General features: G+C 42.1%; 16 protein-coding genes. 14 read left to right on the forward strand and 2 right to left on the reverse strand.

Annotation, left to right across the window (positions count from 1 at the left end; all coding sequences use genetic code 11):
- The first annotated feature begins 16 nt into the window (after window positions 1-16).
- The 9 genes from lepB to LI954_RS00335 all read left to right on the forward strand — a co-directional run bounded on the left by lepB (window position 17) and on the right by LI954_RS00335 (window position 9,326).
- Window positions 17-796, forward strand: coding sequence for a signal peptidase I (lepB, locus tag LI954_RS00300; protein ID WP_229442109.1), 780 nt, complete (start codon window positions 17-19; stop codon window positions 794-796).
- Window positions 783-3,434, forward strand: a complete 2,652-nt coding sequence (locus LI954_RS00305) for a YfhO family protein (protein ID WP_420705956.1) — start codon at window positions 783-785, stop codon at window positions 3,432-3,434. Before lepB ends, LI954_RS00305 begins: the two co-directional genes overlap by 14 nt.
- On the forward strand, window positions 3,421-4,401 hold the full coding sequence (locus LI954_RS00310) for a hypothetical protein (protein WP_229442108.1): 981 nt from the start codon (window positions 3,421-3,423) through the stop codon (window positions 4,399-4,401). Before LI954_RS00305 ends, LI954_RS00310 begins: the two co-directional genes overlap by 14 nt.
- Window positions 4,402-4,416: 15 nt before the next feature.
- Window positions 4,417-5,151 (forward strand): hypothetical protein, encoded by a 735-nt coding sequence (locus tag LI954_RS00315; RefSeq protein ID WP_202067045.1) that lies wholly within the window; start codon window positions 4,417-4,419, stop codon window positions 5,149-5,151.
- Window positions 5,152-5,194: 43 nt separating this feature from the next.
- Window positions 5,195-6,883, forward strand: coding sequence for a hypothetical protein (locus LI954_RS00320; protein ID WP_229443172.1), 1,689 nt, complete (start codon window positions 5,195-5,197; stop codon window positions 6,881-6,883).
- Between the two features lie 10 nt (window positions 6,884-6,893).
- Complete coding sequence (locus LI954_RS00325; protein WP_202067043.1) at window positions 6,894-8,105, forward strand: DUF916 and DUF3324 domain-containing protein; 1,212 nt, start codon at window positions 6,894-6,896, stop codon at window positions 8,103-8,105.
- A gap of 487 nt (window positions 8,106-8,592) precedes the next feature.
- The gene (locus tag LI954_RS00330) at window positions 8,593-8,865 is read left to right on the forward strand and encodes a hypothetical protein (protein ID WP_202067042.1); all 273 of its coding nucleotides are present in this window, start codon (window positions 8,593-8,595) and stop codon (window positions 8,863-8,865) included.
- A gap of 49 nt (window positions 8,866-8,914) precedes the next feature.
- Window positions 8,915-9,034, forward strand: coding sequence for a hypothetical protein (locus LI954_RS16265; RefSeq protein ID WP_420705963.1), 120 nt, complete (start codon window positions 8,915-8,917; stop codon window positions 9,032-9,034).
- 58 nt (window positions 9,035-9,092) lie between these two features.
- The gene (locus LI954_RS00335) at window positions 9,093-9,326 is read left to right on the forward strand and encodes a hypothetical protein (protein WP_229443173.1); all 234 of its coding nucleotides are present in this window, start codon (window positions 9,093-9,095) and stop codon (window positions 9,324-9,326) included.
- Window positions 9,327-9,596: 270 nt separating this feature from the next.
- Here LI954_RS00335 and LI954_RS00340 read toward each other — a convergent pair whose 3' ends face one another.
- Window positions 9,597-10,502 (reverse strand): LysR family transcriptional regulator, encoded by a 906-nt coding sequence (locus LI954_RS00340; protein ID WP_202067040.1) that lies wholly within the window; start codon window positions 10,500-10,502, stop codon window positions 9,597-9,599.
- Between the two features lie 532 nt (window positions 10,503-11,034).
- A complete protein-coding gene (locus LI954_RS00345; RefSeq protein ID WP_202067039.1) occupies window positions 11,035-11,316 on the reverse strand; it encodes a hypothetical protein in 282 nt (93 codons plus the stop codon).
- Window positions 11,317-12,003: 687 nt separating this feature from the next.
- On the opposite strand from LI954_RS00345, the gene LI954_RS00350 reads away from it, so the two are divergent.
- The 5 genes from LI954_RS00350 to LI954_RS00370 all read left to right on the forward strand — a co-directional run bounded on the left by LI954_RS00350 (window position 12,004) and on the right by LI954_RS00370 (window position 18,560).
- The gene (locus tag LI954_RS00350) at window positions 12,004-14,052 is read left to right on the forward strand and encodes an FAD-dependent oxidoreductase (protein WP_229443174.1); all 2,049 of its coding nucleotides are present in this window, start codon (window positions 12,004-12,006) and stop codon (window positions 14,050-14,052) included.
- 18 nt (window positions 14,053-14,070) lie between these two features.
- Entirely contained in the window at window positions 14,071-14,949 is an 879-nt protein-coding gene (locus tag LI954_RS00355) for a shikimate dehydrogenase (protein ID WP_229443175.1), read from the forward strand.
- A 138-nt stretch (window positions 14,950-15,087) separates the two neighbouring features.
- The gene (locus LI954_RS00360; protein ID WP_202067036.1) at window positions 15,088-16,317 is read left to right on the forward strand and encodes an MFS transporter; all 1,230 of its coding nucleotides are present in this window, start codon (window positions 15,088-15,090) and stop codon (window positions 16,315-16,317) included.
- A complete protein-coding gene (gene aroD / locus LI954_RS00365) occupies window positions 16,304-17,065 on the forward strand; it encodes a type I 3-dehydroquinate dehydratase (RefSeq protein WP_229443176.1) in 762 nt (253 codons plus the stop codon). The genes LI954_RS00360 and aroD overlap by 14 nt, the downstream gene beginning before the upstream one ends.
- A gap of 172 nt (window positions 17,066-17,237) precedes the next feature.
- The gene (locus LI954_RS00370; RefSeq protein ID WP_229442102.1) at window positions 17,238-18,560 is read left to right on the forward strand and encodes a citrate transporter; all 1,323 of its coding nucleotides are present in this window, start codon (window positions 17,238-17,240) and stop codon (window positions 18,558-18,560) included.
- Window positions 18,561-18,565 lie beyond the last annotated feature (5 nt).

The following is an 18,565-nucleotide window of genomic DNA, read 5'->3' on the forward strand; positions in this document are numbered from 1 at the left end:
ACAAGGAGGTGTGCAGGTGAGTGTAACGCAGTCAGCTGTATCGTCAAAAAAACGTATACAAAAAAAGTCACGGACTCGTCAGGCAATGGCACAACCGATCAGTCCTCGTCAACAACATACGCCACGTTCTAAGAAAAAGAAACCAACTGTCGGTGGTAGTGTCCAAACACCAAAAAAAATGCGCGTGAAGGTGAAAAAAGTCCCTAAGATGGTAGCTTCAGCGCCACAGACAGTTGGTCAACGAGTCAGTCGCTATCGAGATACACTGATTATATTGAGCTTGGCTGTTTTGCTGGGGCTTTTCTTTTTCCGGTTTGGCACTCACCGGGTAGATGGCCGATCGATGGCACCAACCTTTCAAACCAATAATCGAATTTTGTTCAATAAGCATCAACTCCCTGTACGCTATGCCATTGTAACCTTTATTCCTGCAGATGCGCCCGATGACTCATATGTGAAACGGGTGATCGGTTTGCCGGGGGATCCTCTGCTGGTGGATGGGACGGCCCTGTATCTTTTGCCTAAAGAAACCGGGCAGGAGCTGCCAGTAATAGAGGAGCTATCCTCTTTACCTGACGGGACCATCAAGCTGACTGTGAGCGAAGGTGTTGCTCAGTCTCTGACAAACCTGACAGAGATTCCACCAGACCAATACTTTGTATTGGGCGACAATCGAAACCACTCCACTGACAGCCGGGCCTTTGGCTTGATCAGACAGGATCAGATTGAAGGTGTGGTGGTGTCACGTTATTATCCGATTGGTGGGCTAGAAGGACAGATAAATGAAAGAAAGTGAGAAGACGATGATACAGACAATAAAGAAAAAATGGTTGAATCAGAACAGCGCTGCTGCGCTGCTGAGTTTTTTACTGCCGGTATTAATACTGGCAATCGTTTATTGGCGTCATGGGATTTATCCGGGAAGTGAGCTGACCATTCTGTCCAGTGATTCCTTTGTCCAGTATTCGAATTTCCATGCCAGCTTACATAACGTTCTTACAGGAAAACAAAACATATTTTATACATGGTCCGGGTCTTTGGGCCTGAATTACTGGTCGCTGATGGCCTATTACTTAAATGGGTTGTTCAGTCCGCTGGTTGTATTTTTTGACAACTATGCCATGCCGGATACCCTATACTATCTGACACTTTTGAAGTTTGGCTGCAGCGGCTTGTCCTTTTGGGTGTTTGGCCGGGCAACCTATCGTAAGCTTTCTCCTTGGATGGTGATGGGACTGAGTGTCAGTTATGCGCTGATAGGCTATGCGGTGGGGTATTCTCAGGTCATTATGTGGCTAGATACATTTGTTTATCTTCCTCTGATTATTTTAGGAATCCATCGGCTGATGGATCAGCAAAAACCAGGCCTGTTGTTTATCAGTTATCTGGTCTTGTTTGTTTCAAATTTTTATATGGCATTCATGGTTGGTGTGTTTAGCTTCCTGTATTTTCTGATTCGTACCCTGATTCACTGGGAGAAAGCAAAAAGACAGATCGGGCTGTATTTGGCAACATCCTTGTTGGCCGGAGGCGCCTCCATGGTGACCATTTTACCTACCCTGCTGGATCTTAGCAGCAATGGGGAAAGTTTGACGAGTATACAGACTCTAGTGACCGCTGATACAGGGCCTTGGGATATGGTGGCAAAATTGATGGTGGGGGTCTATGACACATCTAAGTATGAAAGTATGGCCTTTGTTTATGCCGGACTGCTCCCGTTGATTTTCTGTCTGTTTTATTTTGTCAGCAGACAGACCACATGGAAGGAACGTCTGGGCTATGGCAGCTTATTTGTTCTGTTGATTGGGAGTATTTATATCTACCCGTTGAACTTATTTTGGCATGGGCTTCATGCGCCGAACATGTTTTTATTTCGGTTTAGTTTTTTGATTGCTTTTTTAATTTTATTGTTAGCTGGTTATGGATTAGAACGATATACCAGCAGACAGATGAATACATTGATGAATATCTTTTTAGGCCTCGGCGGTGTGTTTCTGGCTTTTCTGCTGCTGTCGAACAAGAAGCGTTATGGGATTATCACCACTGAAACCATTTACATTACTTTTGGTCTTTTGATCATTTATCTAGGGATTTATCTACTTTGGGAGAAAAAACCGACTTGGCATAGGGGCTTACTGGCCTTGCTGGTTCTGTTGATGTGTGGAGAAGCCTTTGTCAACACTCGGGCAATGATTACCGGAATCCGTCAGGATTGGGGCTATCCAAGCCGGGTCCTCTATACTACCGGACATCAGGAGATTCAAACGCTGACTGATCTTGCAAATGATTCACAGGAAACGTTTTTCCGTATGGAAAATCTGGACAGACTTACATTAAATGACAGCTTTAATTTTGGGTATTCTGGTGTAGGAATGTTCTCATCAATCCGGAACCGACATTCGTCACAGTATGTGAATGCTCTTGGGTTTCGTTCGCTGGGGACTAATCTGAATATTCAATATGCAAACAATACGTTATTGGGCGACGCCCTTGTGGGGATTCAGTATAACATTGCCAAGGAAGATCCGATGAAGTTCGGTTTTGAAAAAGTCGCTACAAACGGTGACTACAGCCTGTATGAAAATCGTTATGCTCTGCCGTTGGGGATTCTAACGGATGAGGGGATTTATCAGGAGGGTGTGTTGAACAATCAAACCGAGCTGTTTCAGTATTTCTCAGGAAAGCAGCTGGATTTCTATTCGGTTAAAGATGCAACAATTGTGGATTCGGAGTATGCAATTTTAACAGAAAAAGAAAATGGTACAATTCTGAACATTGGAGAAGAGCAGCCAGGGAAAAACAAATCAGTGACCTGGTCGGTCACTGTTCCAGCCCACAGCCAGGGGTATTTAAGCCTTGTTCCGACCGATTTTGGTCTGTCCAGCGGGATGGATGTTCAGTTAACGGTCAACGAGATAACCCGTTCTATGAGTCTGCCAAACAGTGGGCAGTATTATAATATTGGGTATTATGAGGAAACGACGACAGTGGAAGTGACAACGACGTTTCCACGGGGAACATTGGAGCAGACACATGTCAGTCTGTATAAACCGGATGTGTTGGTGTTGGATACAGAGAAGTATGCGGCAGCAATTGAACTGATTCAGAACAAAGGCGTGGAGATGGTGACAGAGGGGCGTGCAGCGATCGGTAAAGTAAACGCAGCAGATGATCAGGTGTTGTTTACGACCATTCCCTATGACAGAGGCTGGCGTGTCTATATTGATGGTAAGGAAGTAGCAATCACTCCGTTCAAAGAGGCTTTTTTAACAGTTCCTGTGACTGCCGGTGAGCATGAGATCCGTTTTGTTTATCTGCCGCCAGGCTTTGCAATCGGGGTAGGACTGCTGTTGGGCTGCACGGGCTTGTTTATTGGTATGATGTGGATGCTGAGAAGGAAACAGAGAAAGGAAGTCGAAGATGACACAAACTAGCTGGCGAGTACTTGTCGTTTTCTGCCTGTTGCTTCTGATACTGACGGGATGTGGACAAGGCAAACTGTCTGCAGAGACGGTGAGCTTTACCGGTAACGAAATAGCGTATCGCTTTTCTCTGCCAGAAAAATGGGAAGCAGTTGAGGCGTATAAGGAAGTCTTTAATCAAGCCGCTGTATTTGGTGCTGAGGACAGCCAAAGTACAGCTCGAATGTTTATTCGGGTAGAAGAGGTACCGGGGTTAGCCAAAGAGGACCTGATTGAGACAACTCAGACGACTTTGGAAGAACTGTATAGTGTTGAAGGAAGCATGACTCCGACAGAATTTGAGGTGGGAGAGTGGCCGGGCGTGTATTATCTGGCAGAAAGTACCTATAAAAAACGAAAAATGTGGGTTCACCTCTTTTACGTGGCAACAGACACCAATTTGGTGGAGTTTCAGTTTTACAGTCCGGATGATCAGTCAGATGCCAAGCGTAAGGCATTGTTTGAGCAATCTGTCCAGACGTTGAAAGAAACAGGTGTAGCGACTACTGATACTTCTGAGGGGGCGACTACTGGTAACGACTTGGGGACAATGAACAATGATATAGTTGATCTGCAAATCACAGGATATAAACAAGTGGATTGGACGACAGAGGAAGACCTGTTGGTTCTTCGTTTTACCTGTGTAAATGTCAGCACAGCATCCTTTTCTCCCAAAGAGCAATGGAGTAAGGGAATCAAGGCAACTGCGGGCAGCACACCGATGACACTGGTTTCTTTAATGGACCTGGGCGAGTTGGATAGTGAGATTAAGACGCTGCTTGAAGCAGGAGAAGACTCGCTTGAGGCAGGAAAGACAAGGGAGGCGGCAGTGGTATATCTTCTGCCGAAGGCAGACCGCACCAAAGAATTATTGTTAACGCCGGATGTAGTTGTCTTTCCAGAGAAGGAAGCCATTCGTCTGGCGAATAATAACACCTGAGAAGGAGAAAGATAAATGAAACATTGGCTATCAATAGTAGTGATTGGCTGGGTGAGTCTGGGACTTAGCGGTTGTACATCGAACCCATCGACAGCAGAAGTCTCTTTGCCAAAAGAGGAAGCTGCATTTACCTGGTGGGGGGACCAGACCCGTGCATTTGGGTCTTACAACTACGCCGATTCAGAGGAAACCATCAAAACAGAGTTGACAGACAAGTTTGGTCTGTCGGTGCTGCCATCGTTTGATGCACTGCGGGCATCGATAGAAGAAGAGTTTGCCCAAGAGGGTGTGGAGTCAGAACTGGGGGAGCTTCAGCTGTCGACAACAGATAAACAATTGAAGCTCAGTGTAACGGATACCTTTTCAAACAGTGAAGGGACCTATGTGGCGTATGGAACTGTAACAGCTGTGTATCAGTATCTACCGGAGCTGAAAAAAGTTAAACTGTCTGGGCAGAAAATTGATATTTTTAACTGGACAGGAGAGAAGAGCTATCAGGGTAAGGAGTTTTTGACTTTAATCCGACAACTGGGTGAGATTCTGCAAATACAGGATTTGGATCAGCGAATGAGGGAGTTTGAAGCCACAGTGAAAACACCAGAGGAAATGGCAAATCAATCGGTGACGCTTTATGCAGATTATCTGAAAGGCAAAGAAGCCAAGACATTTGGCAAGGGACTGATAGTGGAATTTGACAGTACGGGTTATCCCTATAAGATATCAGGAGCAACGTACGATTATCGAGTATAAGCTTAGAAGAGGAAAAGCGAGATAGAAAAAGAGGAGTGTATCAATGAATGAACAGAAGACCATGAACAAAGCCAACGAATGGCCGGCACGTCGGCGCCTGCTATTTCCTTATCTGATTTTTGCGATATTGGCTGCCGTGTCACTGTTTGGTGCACTGAGGATAGATGGACGTCTCTTTTTTGGAGATGACTTGAATTTTCATCTGGGTCGGATCGAAGGCCTGGCTCAATCGTTGGGACAAGGGGATTGGCTGCCGAAAATCAATTACTTTATCACCGGCGGTATGGGGTATGCGACAGGTATTTTTTATCCGGATTTCTTTCTATATCCAGCGGCGTTGCTGCGGATAGGGGGACTTTCTCTAGTACAGAGCTACAGTCTCTATTTGTATCTGGTAAGTCTGGCGACATTTGTGATTGCCTATCAAAGCTTTCTGCAGCTGCGTCCGACACAGCGAACAGGGGCCTGTTTGTTTGCGGTGGTCTATGGTCTGTCTACCTATCGGCTGACAGATGTTCTATATCGAGCTGCACTGGGAGAAGTATTGGCTTTTATGGTCTTCCCGCTGATTTTGGTAGGTGGGTATCAGGTGGTGTGCGGGGATCAGAACCGCTGGTTCTGGCTGACTGCCGGTATGACAGGATTGTTTTACGGGCACCTGTTATCCACTTTGATAGCCTGTTTGTTTCTTGCTCTGTTTTGTTTGCGCAATGTAGGGAATCTGATTCGTGCTCCCCGACGACTTTGGTCTTTGGCGAAGGCAGCTGGCTGTACGCTATTATTGACGATGGCTGGCTGGGCGCCGATGGTGGAACAGCTAGTCTATCAGAAGTTGCGGGTTGCAGAGGAACCTATATTTTACCTGTCGCACACGGCAGAAAGTCTGGAAGAGTACTGGGCAGGTGCTGTGAGCAACTTGAGGTATAATAATCTGGGGATCTGGGTGTTTGTGGTGCTGGTGGTCAGCCTTATGTTGTATTGGCGGCTGGATACATTTAATCGACAGTTGGCGGAGCTGGGTACTGTGTTTCTGTTTTTAGCGACGAACTTGTTTCCCCATCACTTGTTTGACGGGACCTTTTTCAATGTGCTGCAGTTTCCCTGGCGGTACTTTTTACTTGTCAGCCTGTGTTTTAGCTGGGTAGTGGCAGATGGTCTGTTGAAGCTGTTTTCTAAGCCAATGTATCGACGGAGTTTTTTTCTAGTCCTCAGCCTGTGGCTGCTGGGAAGCAGTCTACAGATGCAGCTTCAGATGAGAGCTTCTGACACCCGACTGGTCCCCTATGAATCCTTTGAGCAAATGAGCGGTGAGTATGAGACCGGCTCCGGCAGAGAATTTCTGCCGGCGGGGATGGAAAGCTGGATGACTCCGACCACATTAATTTCAGAACCGGAAGGGGCTGCAGCAGTTAGTCAGATGTCTCGGGAAAACAATATTTTTTCACTGAGCTATGAGACTAGCGAACCTGTTCGTCTTATTTTTCCGGTTCTATTATATAAGGGCTATACGGTCAGCGGAACAGGCATGTACAGTAAGGTTCGTAATGCCGGAACATACAAGGGGACGTCCATGCATGGGTTTGCGGAGGTGGAAGTCAATGGCAGAGGCGAATTAACGCTGTGGTATCAGGGAACCTGGATTCAGAAGATTAGTTTGGGGATTAGTTTGTTGACGGGAATAGGTCTGCTAGTATGGTGGCGTAAAGCTGACTTTGAAGAAAGACTGCAGTAGCAGACTGTACTTGGAGAGAATCAATGAAACAAGCAAAATCAGTTCGTTGAGCATCGGTTGTTCGAAGCGATCAGTCGGTGCTGCGGAAGCGGAAGGAGAGGCAGAAATGGTTCAGGGAAAGAAAAGCATTCCTTTATTATACATAATGAGTCTTCTGTTTTGTCTGTACAGCAGCGTGACAGTCTATGGTGTAGAGACAGAAGGAAGCACTATAGAAAACCCGATCGGTTTTACCTATAAAGTTATTCATCCAGAGAATCAGCGAAGCCAGGTAGGGTATTTTGATTTGCGGATGAAACCAAAACAGAAACAGACAATCGAAGTGGAGTTAAGAAATCTGACGGATAAAGACCAAACAATTGAAGTGTCTTTGAACGGTACGACTACCAACAGTAACGGGGTGATTGAAAACGGTCCAACAGGCATTGAACAGGATGCGTCACTGCGTTATGCGTTTGAAGAGATAGTGAGCGGGCCTGAAACCATCAAGGTACCGGCCAAAGGAACAGAGAAGCTTTCCCTAACAATCCAGATGCCGGCTAAGTCCTATGATGGGGTGATCTCGGGCGGAATTCAGCTAAAGGAAACGGTGGATGAAAAGAAACGCTCTAAACAGACTGGAGTCATCAACGAGTATGCCTTTTTGATCGGAGTACTACTGACAGAAACGGATACGGAAGTATATCCGAAACTAGTATTGAATACTGTAGTTGCGGGTACGAAGAATGGTGAGGGTGTGTTGTTTGTGAACCTCTCAAATATAGAGGCAGCGTATTTGGGGGATTTAGTTTTGGAAGTGACGATTACTCAGGCAGGCAAAGCAGCAGTGCTGTATGAGACCAAGAGGAGTGATCTGCAGATGGGGCCGAACAATCAGATGAGCTTCCCTGTTCCAGTCGGAAGCAAGCTGGTAGCGGGGGATTATGAAGCCCATGTTTTAGCTGTATCTGGTGAGCATGAGTGGTCGTGGGATCAACCATTTACAATCACAGATGAAGAAGCCAAAAATGCTAATGAAGGATTGACCAATAGAGGGAAGCAAGGCTTCGATTGGCAATTGGTAGTTCTGATATTTGTGGTTATCTTATTGACTAGTTTTGGGATATTTTATATTGTACGAAGAGTGAATAAGGAGAAAGTTAATCAAAATAAGAAATCCGAGAGAAAAGAAAAACTTCAACGGATGAAACAAAAGAAATCTGGTAAGATCAGCAAAAAATGATTCTCCGGGTTCAATTAACATGAAAAGACTAACTATCTATTCCTATCCTGCAATGGATATATTTTTGTCCAAAAGGCGTGTTTATATCATTGTAATGTATAAAGAATACTGGAGTAATCTGATTATTATAAATGCCAGTGTAACATGTGTTCAATACTGGTGGTCTCAGCTTGCAAATTATCTTGTTCTGTTTATTTACACTAATGTTGCATTCCGGTTTTCTCTAGAAATTTATTTCTGTCTTAATTAGGAAAAGTTTGCAGCGCCTGTACAATAATAAAAATACGTTTAAAAGTTCATTTTACGAAGCTTTTAAACGTATTTTTGGGTGTTGATATTTTACACTTGATGACATTTTCAGACTCTATAATATCTAGTGTTGGTGAGGTTACATTTACTGGCACTTTTTTTGAAAAAAACAGGAAAGACACCTTGAACCCCGTTAGAATTAAAGTCGACCAAAATCAATCTAAAGGAGTTTCTCAAGATGGCTCTATCTGATCATACCAAAGGCTTCCTAGATATTCTAGCCCCTAATCTTTCTTTTAAAGAGAATCATTTTCAAAAAGTTTTCATCAAAGACCAGTTCTACTTTCACTGCCAAGCGAAGAATGAGCAGACCATTATCAAATGGGACTGGAAAAAAGATAAATCGGATCAGGGACTATCACATTTTGTTTTTTCAGAAGTAGCTAGTAATTTCTTAATGGATTTTTCTAACAATGGATGTATGGATATGAATTATCTGGAATATTTTTAGAATTTGGGAATAAGCTATGAACCAGTTTAAGGAAGTTGAATTGTCAGAGATGACCGAAAGTACAATTTTATCAATGTTGACGATGGTCGTACGGCAAGAAAGATTTTTGGAAGGCTTGATTTACACTCAATCTAAAAGTATTGTAAAATGCACAAATGACTTAGTTTAGTTGTCTAGCTTAATTTGACAAATCAAATAATGAAAAGCAAAAAAATGAGGTGTCTGTTATGGAATTGTGTTTGAGTGATAAACAGATTCTTGAGGCTTATCCGGTAATGAAACAATTAAGAACTCATTTATCTGAACAAGCGTATCTAAAAAAAGTCAGAGAGTGTCAGAAGGAGGGAGACTATCAGCTCTATGCTCATCGCTCCGACAATAGGGAGACTGTTGCCTGTTGTGGTGTGATGAACAGGCAGACACTTATGACCGTTGTCTATGGATTTGTAATCTGGTTGTAGACGAGAATGAATGTTCCGGCGGCGTTGGAACAGATGTTTTGAAACAGCTCGAAGAAATTACCAAGGCAGATGGTTATAACTAAACCACATTATCTTCAGGATTGCAGAGAGTGGAAGCACATCGGTTTTATGAAGAAAAGGCAGTATTTGAAAAATCCAGTTATTCTTTTATTAAGAGTATTTAGCAAATATTTTTGATTGTTTCAGACGAATAAATAAGACAATGAGTTGAGCGGACGAATAAAGCAAGCTCAACCTATTGTCCTTTTTTTAATGTTCAAAATCATTGAAATATCCTTGGGTAAAAAGGAGGATAAACTCTTTAAAGCGAATTGCTGCCGGCGACAGAAAATGCTCTTTTTTTGTTGCCAGATAAATATATCTTGGCTGAGAATTGTCAATTAGACGTATTGCTTTTACCTGATAAGAAGAAATGGAAGGGATGCTGGGCATCAATGCGATGCCAAAGCCATGGGCAACAAAGCCAAGCATCGAGTGGTCTTCCTCTACTTCACAGACAATTTCGGGTTCGACATTTGATGTGCTCAAAATTTTATCAATGTACGGTCGAAGTCCGCTTCGCTTATTGAAGTAGACAAATGGGTATCCAGCTGTTTCTTTTAACGAAATCTGGTCGTATTGAGCCAGAGGATGATTTGGCGGCACAATCAGCACCACTTCATCCTCGGTTAAAATATCATAATGAAGCTGTTTGTCTTCTTTTAGTTTTGATGTAATGGCCAGATCGACTTCTTCTCGCAGCAGGAGATCCATCATATCAGAGGAATTTCCCTGAAATAAATTAAATCGAATCTGACTATTTCCTTCTCTGGCAGAAAATTCCTTCAAGAGCATTGGAGCAAGAAACGAACCGGCTGTATAGATAAAGCCAAAATCAATCAGGCCCTTATCTGGACTGACCAAATCTTTCAATGCTCGTTCACCCTTTGATAGTTCACTTAAAGCCGTATTGACATACTTGTAAAAAAACTTTCCATATTTCGTCAGCTGAATATTTCGCCCGATTTTTTCAAACAGCTGTGCTTCCAGCTCTTTTTCCAATTCGGACATGGCATGACTTAAATTAGGCTGTGTGGTATTTAGCAGCTTGGCTGCCTGAGTCATATGCTCTGTATCCGCCAGCATTTTAAAAAATTCCAACTGCCTAAGATTCATAGGAGACTCCTTTCGAATTTCATTCACTTATATATTTTTATTTATCTGTACTAATTTTTAGTCAGAAATGATAGTGGGACAGAAATAAAGTTTCAAACTCTCTTCGTACCTATCTCCGAATAAACGGTGATACAAAAGCAAAAATTCTTTTTGCGACGAGTAATCGCAGGAGCAGTTCTTTCGGAATTAAGCCGAACGATCCTGAAAACATGAGGCAGATCCTTCACCGAGTAGGTAACAGGACGTCATCTACTCTGCTAAAGTAATCCTGGTGAAGCCTGTCAACTCTCGTATGTTTTCTACGTAGAAGTTGATGGGATTAAAGCGCAGTGCAGTGTATCCATTCTCAGCTATTCATTTTATGAATGGTGTTCCTTGACAATTTTCGGATATTCCGTCTTAATTCTTGGAGCTGATTGCTTTTGTCTCGACTTCCATCTTATCAATAATCACGAAATTATGCATTATTTTGATAGAAAGTCTTACTATCTGTTATAGCTATCCGCTTGTAATAAAGATAGATTAAATTTCTTTAATTGTTAGTAGTTGGAGAAATTTCTTTGGTGACAGTATAAACCACTTCAGCGACTGATTTTCCCGTGGTATCAATTAAAACAGTTGTCAGTTCATTGTATAACGGCAGACGTGCAACTGCGTTTGGTAAAGCGGATTCGCTGCGGGTTCTCTGTTCGATAGTCTTTGAAATCTTTCTGGTCAATTCTTCTTCAGTGCAAATAAGCGAAAAACTAAAAAAACGATGATCATCCAGAAATAGTCTTTCTTTTATTTCATCAAGAATCTCCTGTCTGTTCATTACTCAGCAGAACACAATGTTTTCAATCGTTGAATTAGCAATAAAAGAATTGAGAAGGAAGCCGATATTGCTTACAACAATCTTTTTATTTCCCTCATTTACTACAAATGGATGCATGTTTCAATACCAGTATCCGTCTAGAAAAACACTGTGGGGAAGGAGTTTCGCTGACTGCTTTGCCGTTGTCGACTTCCCAACGCCCGTAGGTCTGCCTATAAAAATAATATTTTTCAGCTGGTCAGCTTCTCTCTGCTTAATTTTTGTATCTCCAATCTGGATTCAACTGCGTGTTTATTAAACTGTCATATGACTGGTTGTTTCTATATGAGAATAAATAAGTATAAATTTTTTTGAAACCCATTTATTTTACGAATAGAGATTAGAGTTGGCCTTTCATTATTAAATTAAAAATATCACGAATAGATAGTTACAGCAAGCCTATTTGCCGTCAAAGAGATGTTCTGTTTTTTTAATGAACTATTTTTTTGAAAGTTTTCTTTTTTTAGAGAATATTCATCAGATTTTTTTCTCCATAAGCTATTAATATATTTCTTTAAGCTATTAAAAAAGTATTTATAAATAATATTTATGGATTACCCTAAAAAGTTTCATTGGAATTTATCGGTATTTTTTCATAAACTGTAATTGTGAATAACTTAACAATTGAAAAGGAAACAGGAGGCAATCATGGATAAATATCAAGCAATTTTTGAACCGTTGACAGTGAAACGAATGACACTAAAAAATAGGGTTATTATGCCGCCAATGGGAACAAATTTCGCAAATATGGATGGAACATTCAGTATGCAGCATGTTTCTTACTATGAACAGCGTGCCAAAGGCGGAACTGGATTGATTACATTGGAAAATGTCTGTATTGATTTTCCGCTGGGAACAAATGGTGCCAGACAATTGAGAATGGATAATGATCAGTACATATCAGGCTTATGGCATTTTAATGAAAAGATGCATGCATATGGTGCCTGTACTTCGGTTCAAATAAATCATGCAGGAGCTTCAGCTTATGGATTGAGGCTGGAAGGAGAACAGCCCGTATCGGCTTCAGACATTCCTTCTAAAAAAGGCAATCCAATTCCTCGTCCACTGAAAGAGGAGGAAATCTATCAAATCATTGATCGTTATGCAGATGGCGCGCAACGTGCACAGCGTGCCGGCTTTGATTGTGTGGAGATTCATGCAGGTCATTCCTATTTGTTAAGTCAGTTCCTGTCTCCGGTGTATAACAAGAGAACAGATCAATTTGGCGGAAGCACAGAAAACAGAGCGAGATTTACAAAGTTGGTTGTTGAAGCAATTCGCAAAGCAGTTGGACCATTTTTTCCAATTTCACTGAGAATTAGTGCAGATGAACTTTTAGAAGGGAGCAATACGCTGGAAGAAAGTCTGCAGATTCTTGATTATTTCGCTGAGGAAGTCGATATTTTAAATGTATCTGCTGCGTTAAACGACAATTTGCAGTATCAAATTGATAAAATGAATTTGCCGGACGGCTGGCGCTCATATATGGCAAAAGAAGTGAAAGGAAAATATCCGGATAAAGTGATTGTCACTTCTGGAAATATTAGAAGTCCGAAACGGGCTGCAGAAATTCTGGAAAATGGGGAAGCGGATCTGCTCGCAATGGGACGGGGACTGATTGCTGAACCAAGCTGGGTGAATAAAGTAGCGAATGGACAGGAACATTTATTGAGAAAATGTATTTCCTGTAATATCGGTTGTGCAGATCACAGAATTTCAAAAGCCAGACCGATTCGCTGTACGGTGAATCCTGATCTGCATTATGAAGATAGCTACAAAATGAAGCTGGTTCTGCATCCAACAAAAATGGTGGTTATCGGCGGAGGAACAGCAGGACTTGAAGCAGCTGCAACTGCAGCTGAAGTAGGGGTTTCTGTGGAATTATTTGAACAGAAGGACTATCTGGGCGGACTGGGGCATGAAATTGCCCGCTTCCCTGACAAGAAACGAATAGATGATTTTATTACGTATCAGATAAACCGCTGTAAAGAGCTGGATAATCTGTCCATTCACCTAAACCACCAAGCTGGATTGAAAGAAATCGAAGCAATGAGTCCGGATGTCATTGTAAATGCTACAGGAGCAAAACCATTATTACCGCCGATTAAAGGTTTGCATGAACAGCTTGAAAATAAAAATAGAAAGATTTTTTCCATTTTTGATATCTTGAACAACATGGATGATTTTCAGGAGTTTGAAGGAAAAGAAGTGGTGGTTATCGGCGGTGGAGCAGTTGGCTTGGATGTCGTAGAATACTATGCTGAACGGGGAGCAAAAAAAGTCAGTATCGTGGAAATGCAGACAGAGCTTGGAAAAGATTTGGATGTAATTACGAAGCTGGCAATGATGGAGATTGTCGAAGAATATGGGGTAGAAGCTTACGTGTCCACCAAGCTGATGGAAGTCAATGAATCAAGCTTTACTGTGGAGACGGACGGCAAAACGGCAGAGCTTTCGTTTGATTTGGGCTTTGTCTGTCTCGGTATGAGAGCAGAGGCACCGTTGATTCGTGAACTGGATTGCTATGCACGTGAAAATGGCACAGTTTTGTTGAATATTGGGGACAGTAAAACAGCTCGAAGAATCATGGAAGGAACCAGAGAAGCCAGGGATGTTCTGAAAACACTGGAAGTATTGGAAACAACGAGAACACAGAAGCAATTGTATGAACAGACAAAAAGTCTGCAAAAATTATAAAAGCGAGGAATCTAAAAAATGACAGAACGATTGGATGGACACACGTTATTAATTGGTTTAATGGCAACACCGATTCGCCATAGTCTTTCACCGACGATGCACAATGAGGCGTTTGCGAAGCTTGGCTTGGATTATGCTTATCTGGCATTTGAAGTCGGCAATAAAGAGCTGGCGGATGCAGTACAGGGACTGAGAGCTTTGGGGATTCGCGGATCAAACGTATCAATGCCGAATAAACAGGCGATTATTCCTTATCTTGATGAGTTATCACCAGCTGCTGAATTAGTTGGAGCGGTTAACACGGTAACAAATCTGGACGGCAAAGGGCATTTGGTTGGTCATGTGACTGATGGAACCGGTGCAATGAGGGCGTTGAAAGAAGAAGGTGTGGAAGTCAAAGATCAAATTGTTACCATGACGGGAGCTGGAGGCGCCGGAACTGCTATTGCCATTCAGGCTGCATTAGATGGCGTAAAAGAGCTGAGAATTTTTAATATCAATGATCAGCAGTTTAAAGCAGCTGAAGAAACAGTGGAAAAAATCAACAGTAAAACAGACTGTAAAGCTACATTGACAGATTTATCTGATCAGGCTGCATTTAAGCAGTCAATCAGTGAAAGCAGCATTTATATTGATGCGACCGGCTGTGGCATGAAGCCGTTGGAAGATGTCAGTCTGATTACTGATCCTGAAGTGATTCGTCCGGACCTTGTGATATTCGATGTTGTCTATATTCCAAAAGAAACAAAGTTGTTAAAATTTGCCAAAGAAAATGGAGCGAAGAAAACTATCAACGGGTTAGGTATGATGCTCTATCAGGGAGCAGAAGCGTTTAAACTGTTTACAGGGGAAGAAATGCCGGTTGACTATATCAAAGAATTGTTATTTAAAGACTAGTGTTTGCCTTGCGGAAAGGATCTGAGAAATACAGTGAAAATTAAATTTTTCAGACACAATCCAGATAAATTAATACAATTTCAATGAGTATCTCAAATTTACAACGATAAGCTATTATAAAAGATGAGGAGCAAAACAATGAAAAACAAGTATATGCCGACAGCAATTGGGTTATATATCAATTACATCATCCATGGTATGGGTGTCTTAATTATCATGCAGAACAAAGATGCACTGGCATCACAATGGAATACGAATATAGAAGGGGTTTCCAGTGTTGTTGCAATGTTGGGGATTGGACGCTTAATTGCTATTTTAATTTCAGGTCGTCTGTCAGATAAATTTGGACGTAAGCCGTTTGTCTACTTGGGAATGTTTGTTTATATCCTGTTCTTTGCAGGAATTTTATTCAGTCCGAGTGTTCCGCTGGCAATGATCTTTGGGGTTGTAGCCGGTATTGCTAATTCCTGTCTGGATTCAGGTACTTATCCGGCATTAATGGAATCTTTTCCTAAAACAGCCGGAACAGCCAATGTTCTGATTAAAGCAGCGGTTCAAATTGGTCAGTTTGGACTGCCATTTATTATTGCCTTTTTAGGTACAAGCGGGTTATGGTTCGGCTGGTCCTTCATGGTTTGTATCGTTCTGCTGGTGTTAAACGGTCTGTTCTTGCTGAAAATGCCGTTTCCGGATGAGGATACAAAGGCTGCTGAAAAAGCTGGGGAGGAAGTACCGACAACAAACTTTAAAAGCAAACCTAAGATGCAGATTGAAGGAGTGGCTTTTGTTATCTACGGATTTATTTCTCAGGCAACATTTTACTTGATTAGTCAGTATATTGCCCTGTATGGTCAGGAAGTAGCGTTAATGACAGAAAATGCAGCAAAACTTCTGGTTTCCTACTATTCTACAGGGTCATTGGTCTGTGTGGCAGTAACAGCAGTTGTTGCGACGAAGGTTCGTCCGGTTAATCTGATCCTGCCGTATACGTTGGCTTCGTTTATTTCAATTGGTGCAATGTGGCTGTTTCCAACACCGGCAGTCTTGAAAATCGGAGCAGTAAGTGTCGGCTTTTTTGCGGCCGGAGGCGTCATGCAGCTTGGCTTAACAGTGATGGGTGAAATGTTCCCTGCTGGTAAAGGAACAATTACTGGTATTTTCTATACATTTGGAAGCATTGCCTCCTTTGTTATCCCGGTTGTTTCTGGTAAAATTGCTAGTAGTAACCCGCGCGGAATTATGCTGTTTGACACGATTATTGCAGGAATCGGCTTTATCCTGGCTGTCGTTATTTTCATTCGCTACAGACAAGTCATAGACACAACGCCGGAAAAGACAAAAGGAGGGCTTGCTGGTGAAGCTGGTTAAAGTAAAAAATACCACTTTGGGTGAAGGAAAACCAAAAATTATTGTACCGCTTGTTGGTAAAACAAAGTCAGATGTTTTAGCTGAAGCAAGGCGATTAAATAATCTGGATTGTGATTTAGCGGAATGGCGAATTGATTTCTATGAAGATGTGGCTGATTTTCAGGCAGTTGCAGAGCTGTCAAAAGAAGTAGCTGAGGTTCTTCAGGAGAAGCCGCTGCTGGTAACGTTCCGAACAAAAAAAGAAGGTGGCGAGCGCGAATTTTCTGACGAAGATTATTTCGCTGTTTACCAGACCGTGATTGAAAGTGGTCAGCTGGATTTATTGGATGTTGAGCTTTTTATGGATCACGAAAAAGTTCAACATCTTATTGCTCAGGCTCACGCTAAAGGGATTAAAATTGTTATGTGCAACCATGACTTTGATAAAACACCGGAGAAAGGCGAGATCGTTCAGCGTCTTCATTCCATGCAGGAAAAACATGCAGATATTTGTAAAATTGCAGTAATGCCGCAAAGCGCTGCGGATGTATTAACGCTGCTGGAAGCAACAAATGAAATGAAAACGAAGTATGCAGATCGACCGATTGTGACCATGTCTATGGGGCAGTTGGGGATGGTCAGTCGTTTGACTGGAGAAGTATTTGGCTCAGCCATGACATTTGGTGCGGCAGCACAGGCTTCTGCTCCAGGACAAGTACCGGTAGCTGTCCTGCGGGAAATGCTGGAAACATTATCATTGAATAAATAGAGATAACAATGCTGAGGCAGGAGAATTTTTCTCTGATTGTCTCAGCTTTAAGTCTAAAAACAGCTTTAAATTATTTAAAGAACCGTTATACTGAAGTAAGGAGTCTAATGTATTGTGAACTAAGTAACAATATATTGGTGCAGGTGGAAATAAGAGGGGATGATGAATCTTTATGACGGAAGTAATTGGCATTATTTTATTTTTATCTTTTATAGGACTTGTGGTTTATTCGATTAAAGGATTCAATTTGATGGTTGGTTTTATTGTGATGGCTGCCCTTTGGACAATTTTACCAAGTATCGATATTTTTGTGACAGAAGGCTCAATTACGCCGGTGCTTGAGATGATTCAGGCTGTTTACCAGAAGGCACCTGAAGCATGGGGTGGTATTTTGGTAAATGTATTCTTTGGCGCCTGGTTTGGGCGTGTGCTGCTGGACACTGGTATAGCAGCTACAATTATCAGAAAAGCTGTTGAACTGGGCGGTGACAATTCAGCAGTGATTCTGGTTTTAACGAATATTATTACAGCGGTAATTTTTACTTCAATGAGCGGAGCAGGTCCAGTACTGGCAATTGCCATTGTTATTTTGCCAATCCTTTTTTCAATTGGTATACCGAAAGAAATTGCTTTGTTTGCATTTACCGGGTCTGTTGCTGCAGGAATTTTTATCAACCCGATTAACTATGCACAGTATCGGGCATTCTTTGCAGATATTGCTCCGATGACTGAATATGATTATTCAACGTATTTCACATTTGGATTTCTAGCCTTTGTCGTAATGATTTCGATTGTTTCTGTTTTTTCTGTGATTTATCTGAAAATTAAGAATCCTCGTTATACATGGACTGTTTCCAAAGAACCGCAAATTGTCAATGCACCTAATTTGTCATTGTTAACACCGTTTTTACCGGTTGTAGGTGTCATTTTTCTGAGATTGCCGATGATCCTGTGTTTCATTCTGGCGGGTCTTTTTGCTTTAATGGTTTGCGGAGAATTTAAAGGCGGCTTCCGGGCGGCCTGCAGGCTTTTAACGAAGCTGTATGCGGATGGTGTAAAAGATACCTCTTCATTAGTAGGCTTCTGGTTGTGTCTGTCTATGTTCAATGCAGCTGCAAAATTTGCCGGTCCTTACTTCCAGTCGATTATTGGCGGGTTAATTCCCACTTCTGCTTTTTGGCTGTGCGTGCTGTTCTTTGTTCTGGCACCTCTGACATGGTTTAGAGGGCCCATGAGTCTGATTGGAAGCGGTGCGGCTTTGCTGGCAGTGATTGCGCAAAATCCGGCTGCCTATCCAATCACATTTCTTTATCCGCTATTCATTTCAATTATGATTGGAATGGGTCATTTTGATATTACAACATCATGGATTGCCTGGGGGCTTGGATACAGTAATGTGGAACCAAAGGATTATATGAAAGCGGCGATTATTCCGGGAATGGTTATTTGTCTGATTCTGGAAGCAGCTACATTTATACTATACGGCGGCATGTAAAGGAG

Source organism: Enterococcus sp. CWB-B31 (genome assembly GCF_020567645.1).
GTDB lineage: Bacteria > Bacillota > Bacilli > Lactobacillales > Enterococcaceae > Enterococcus_L.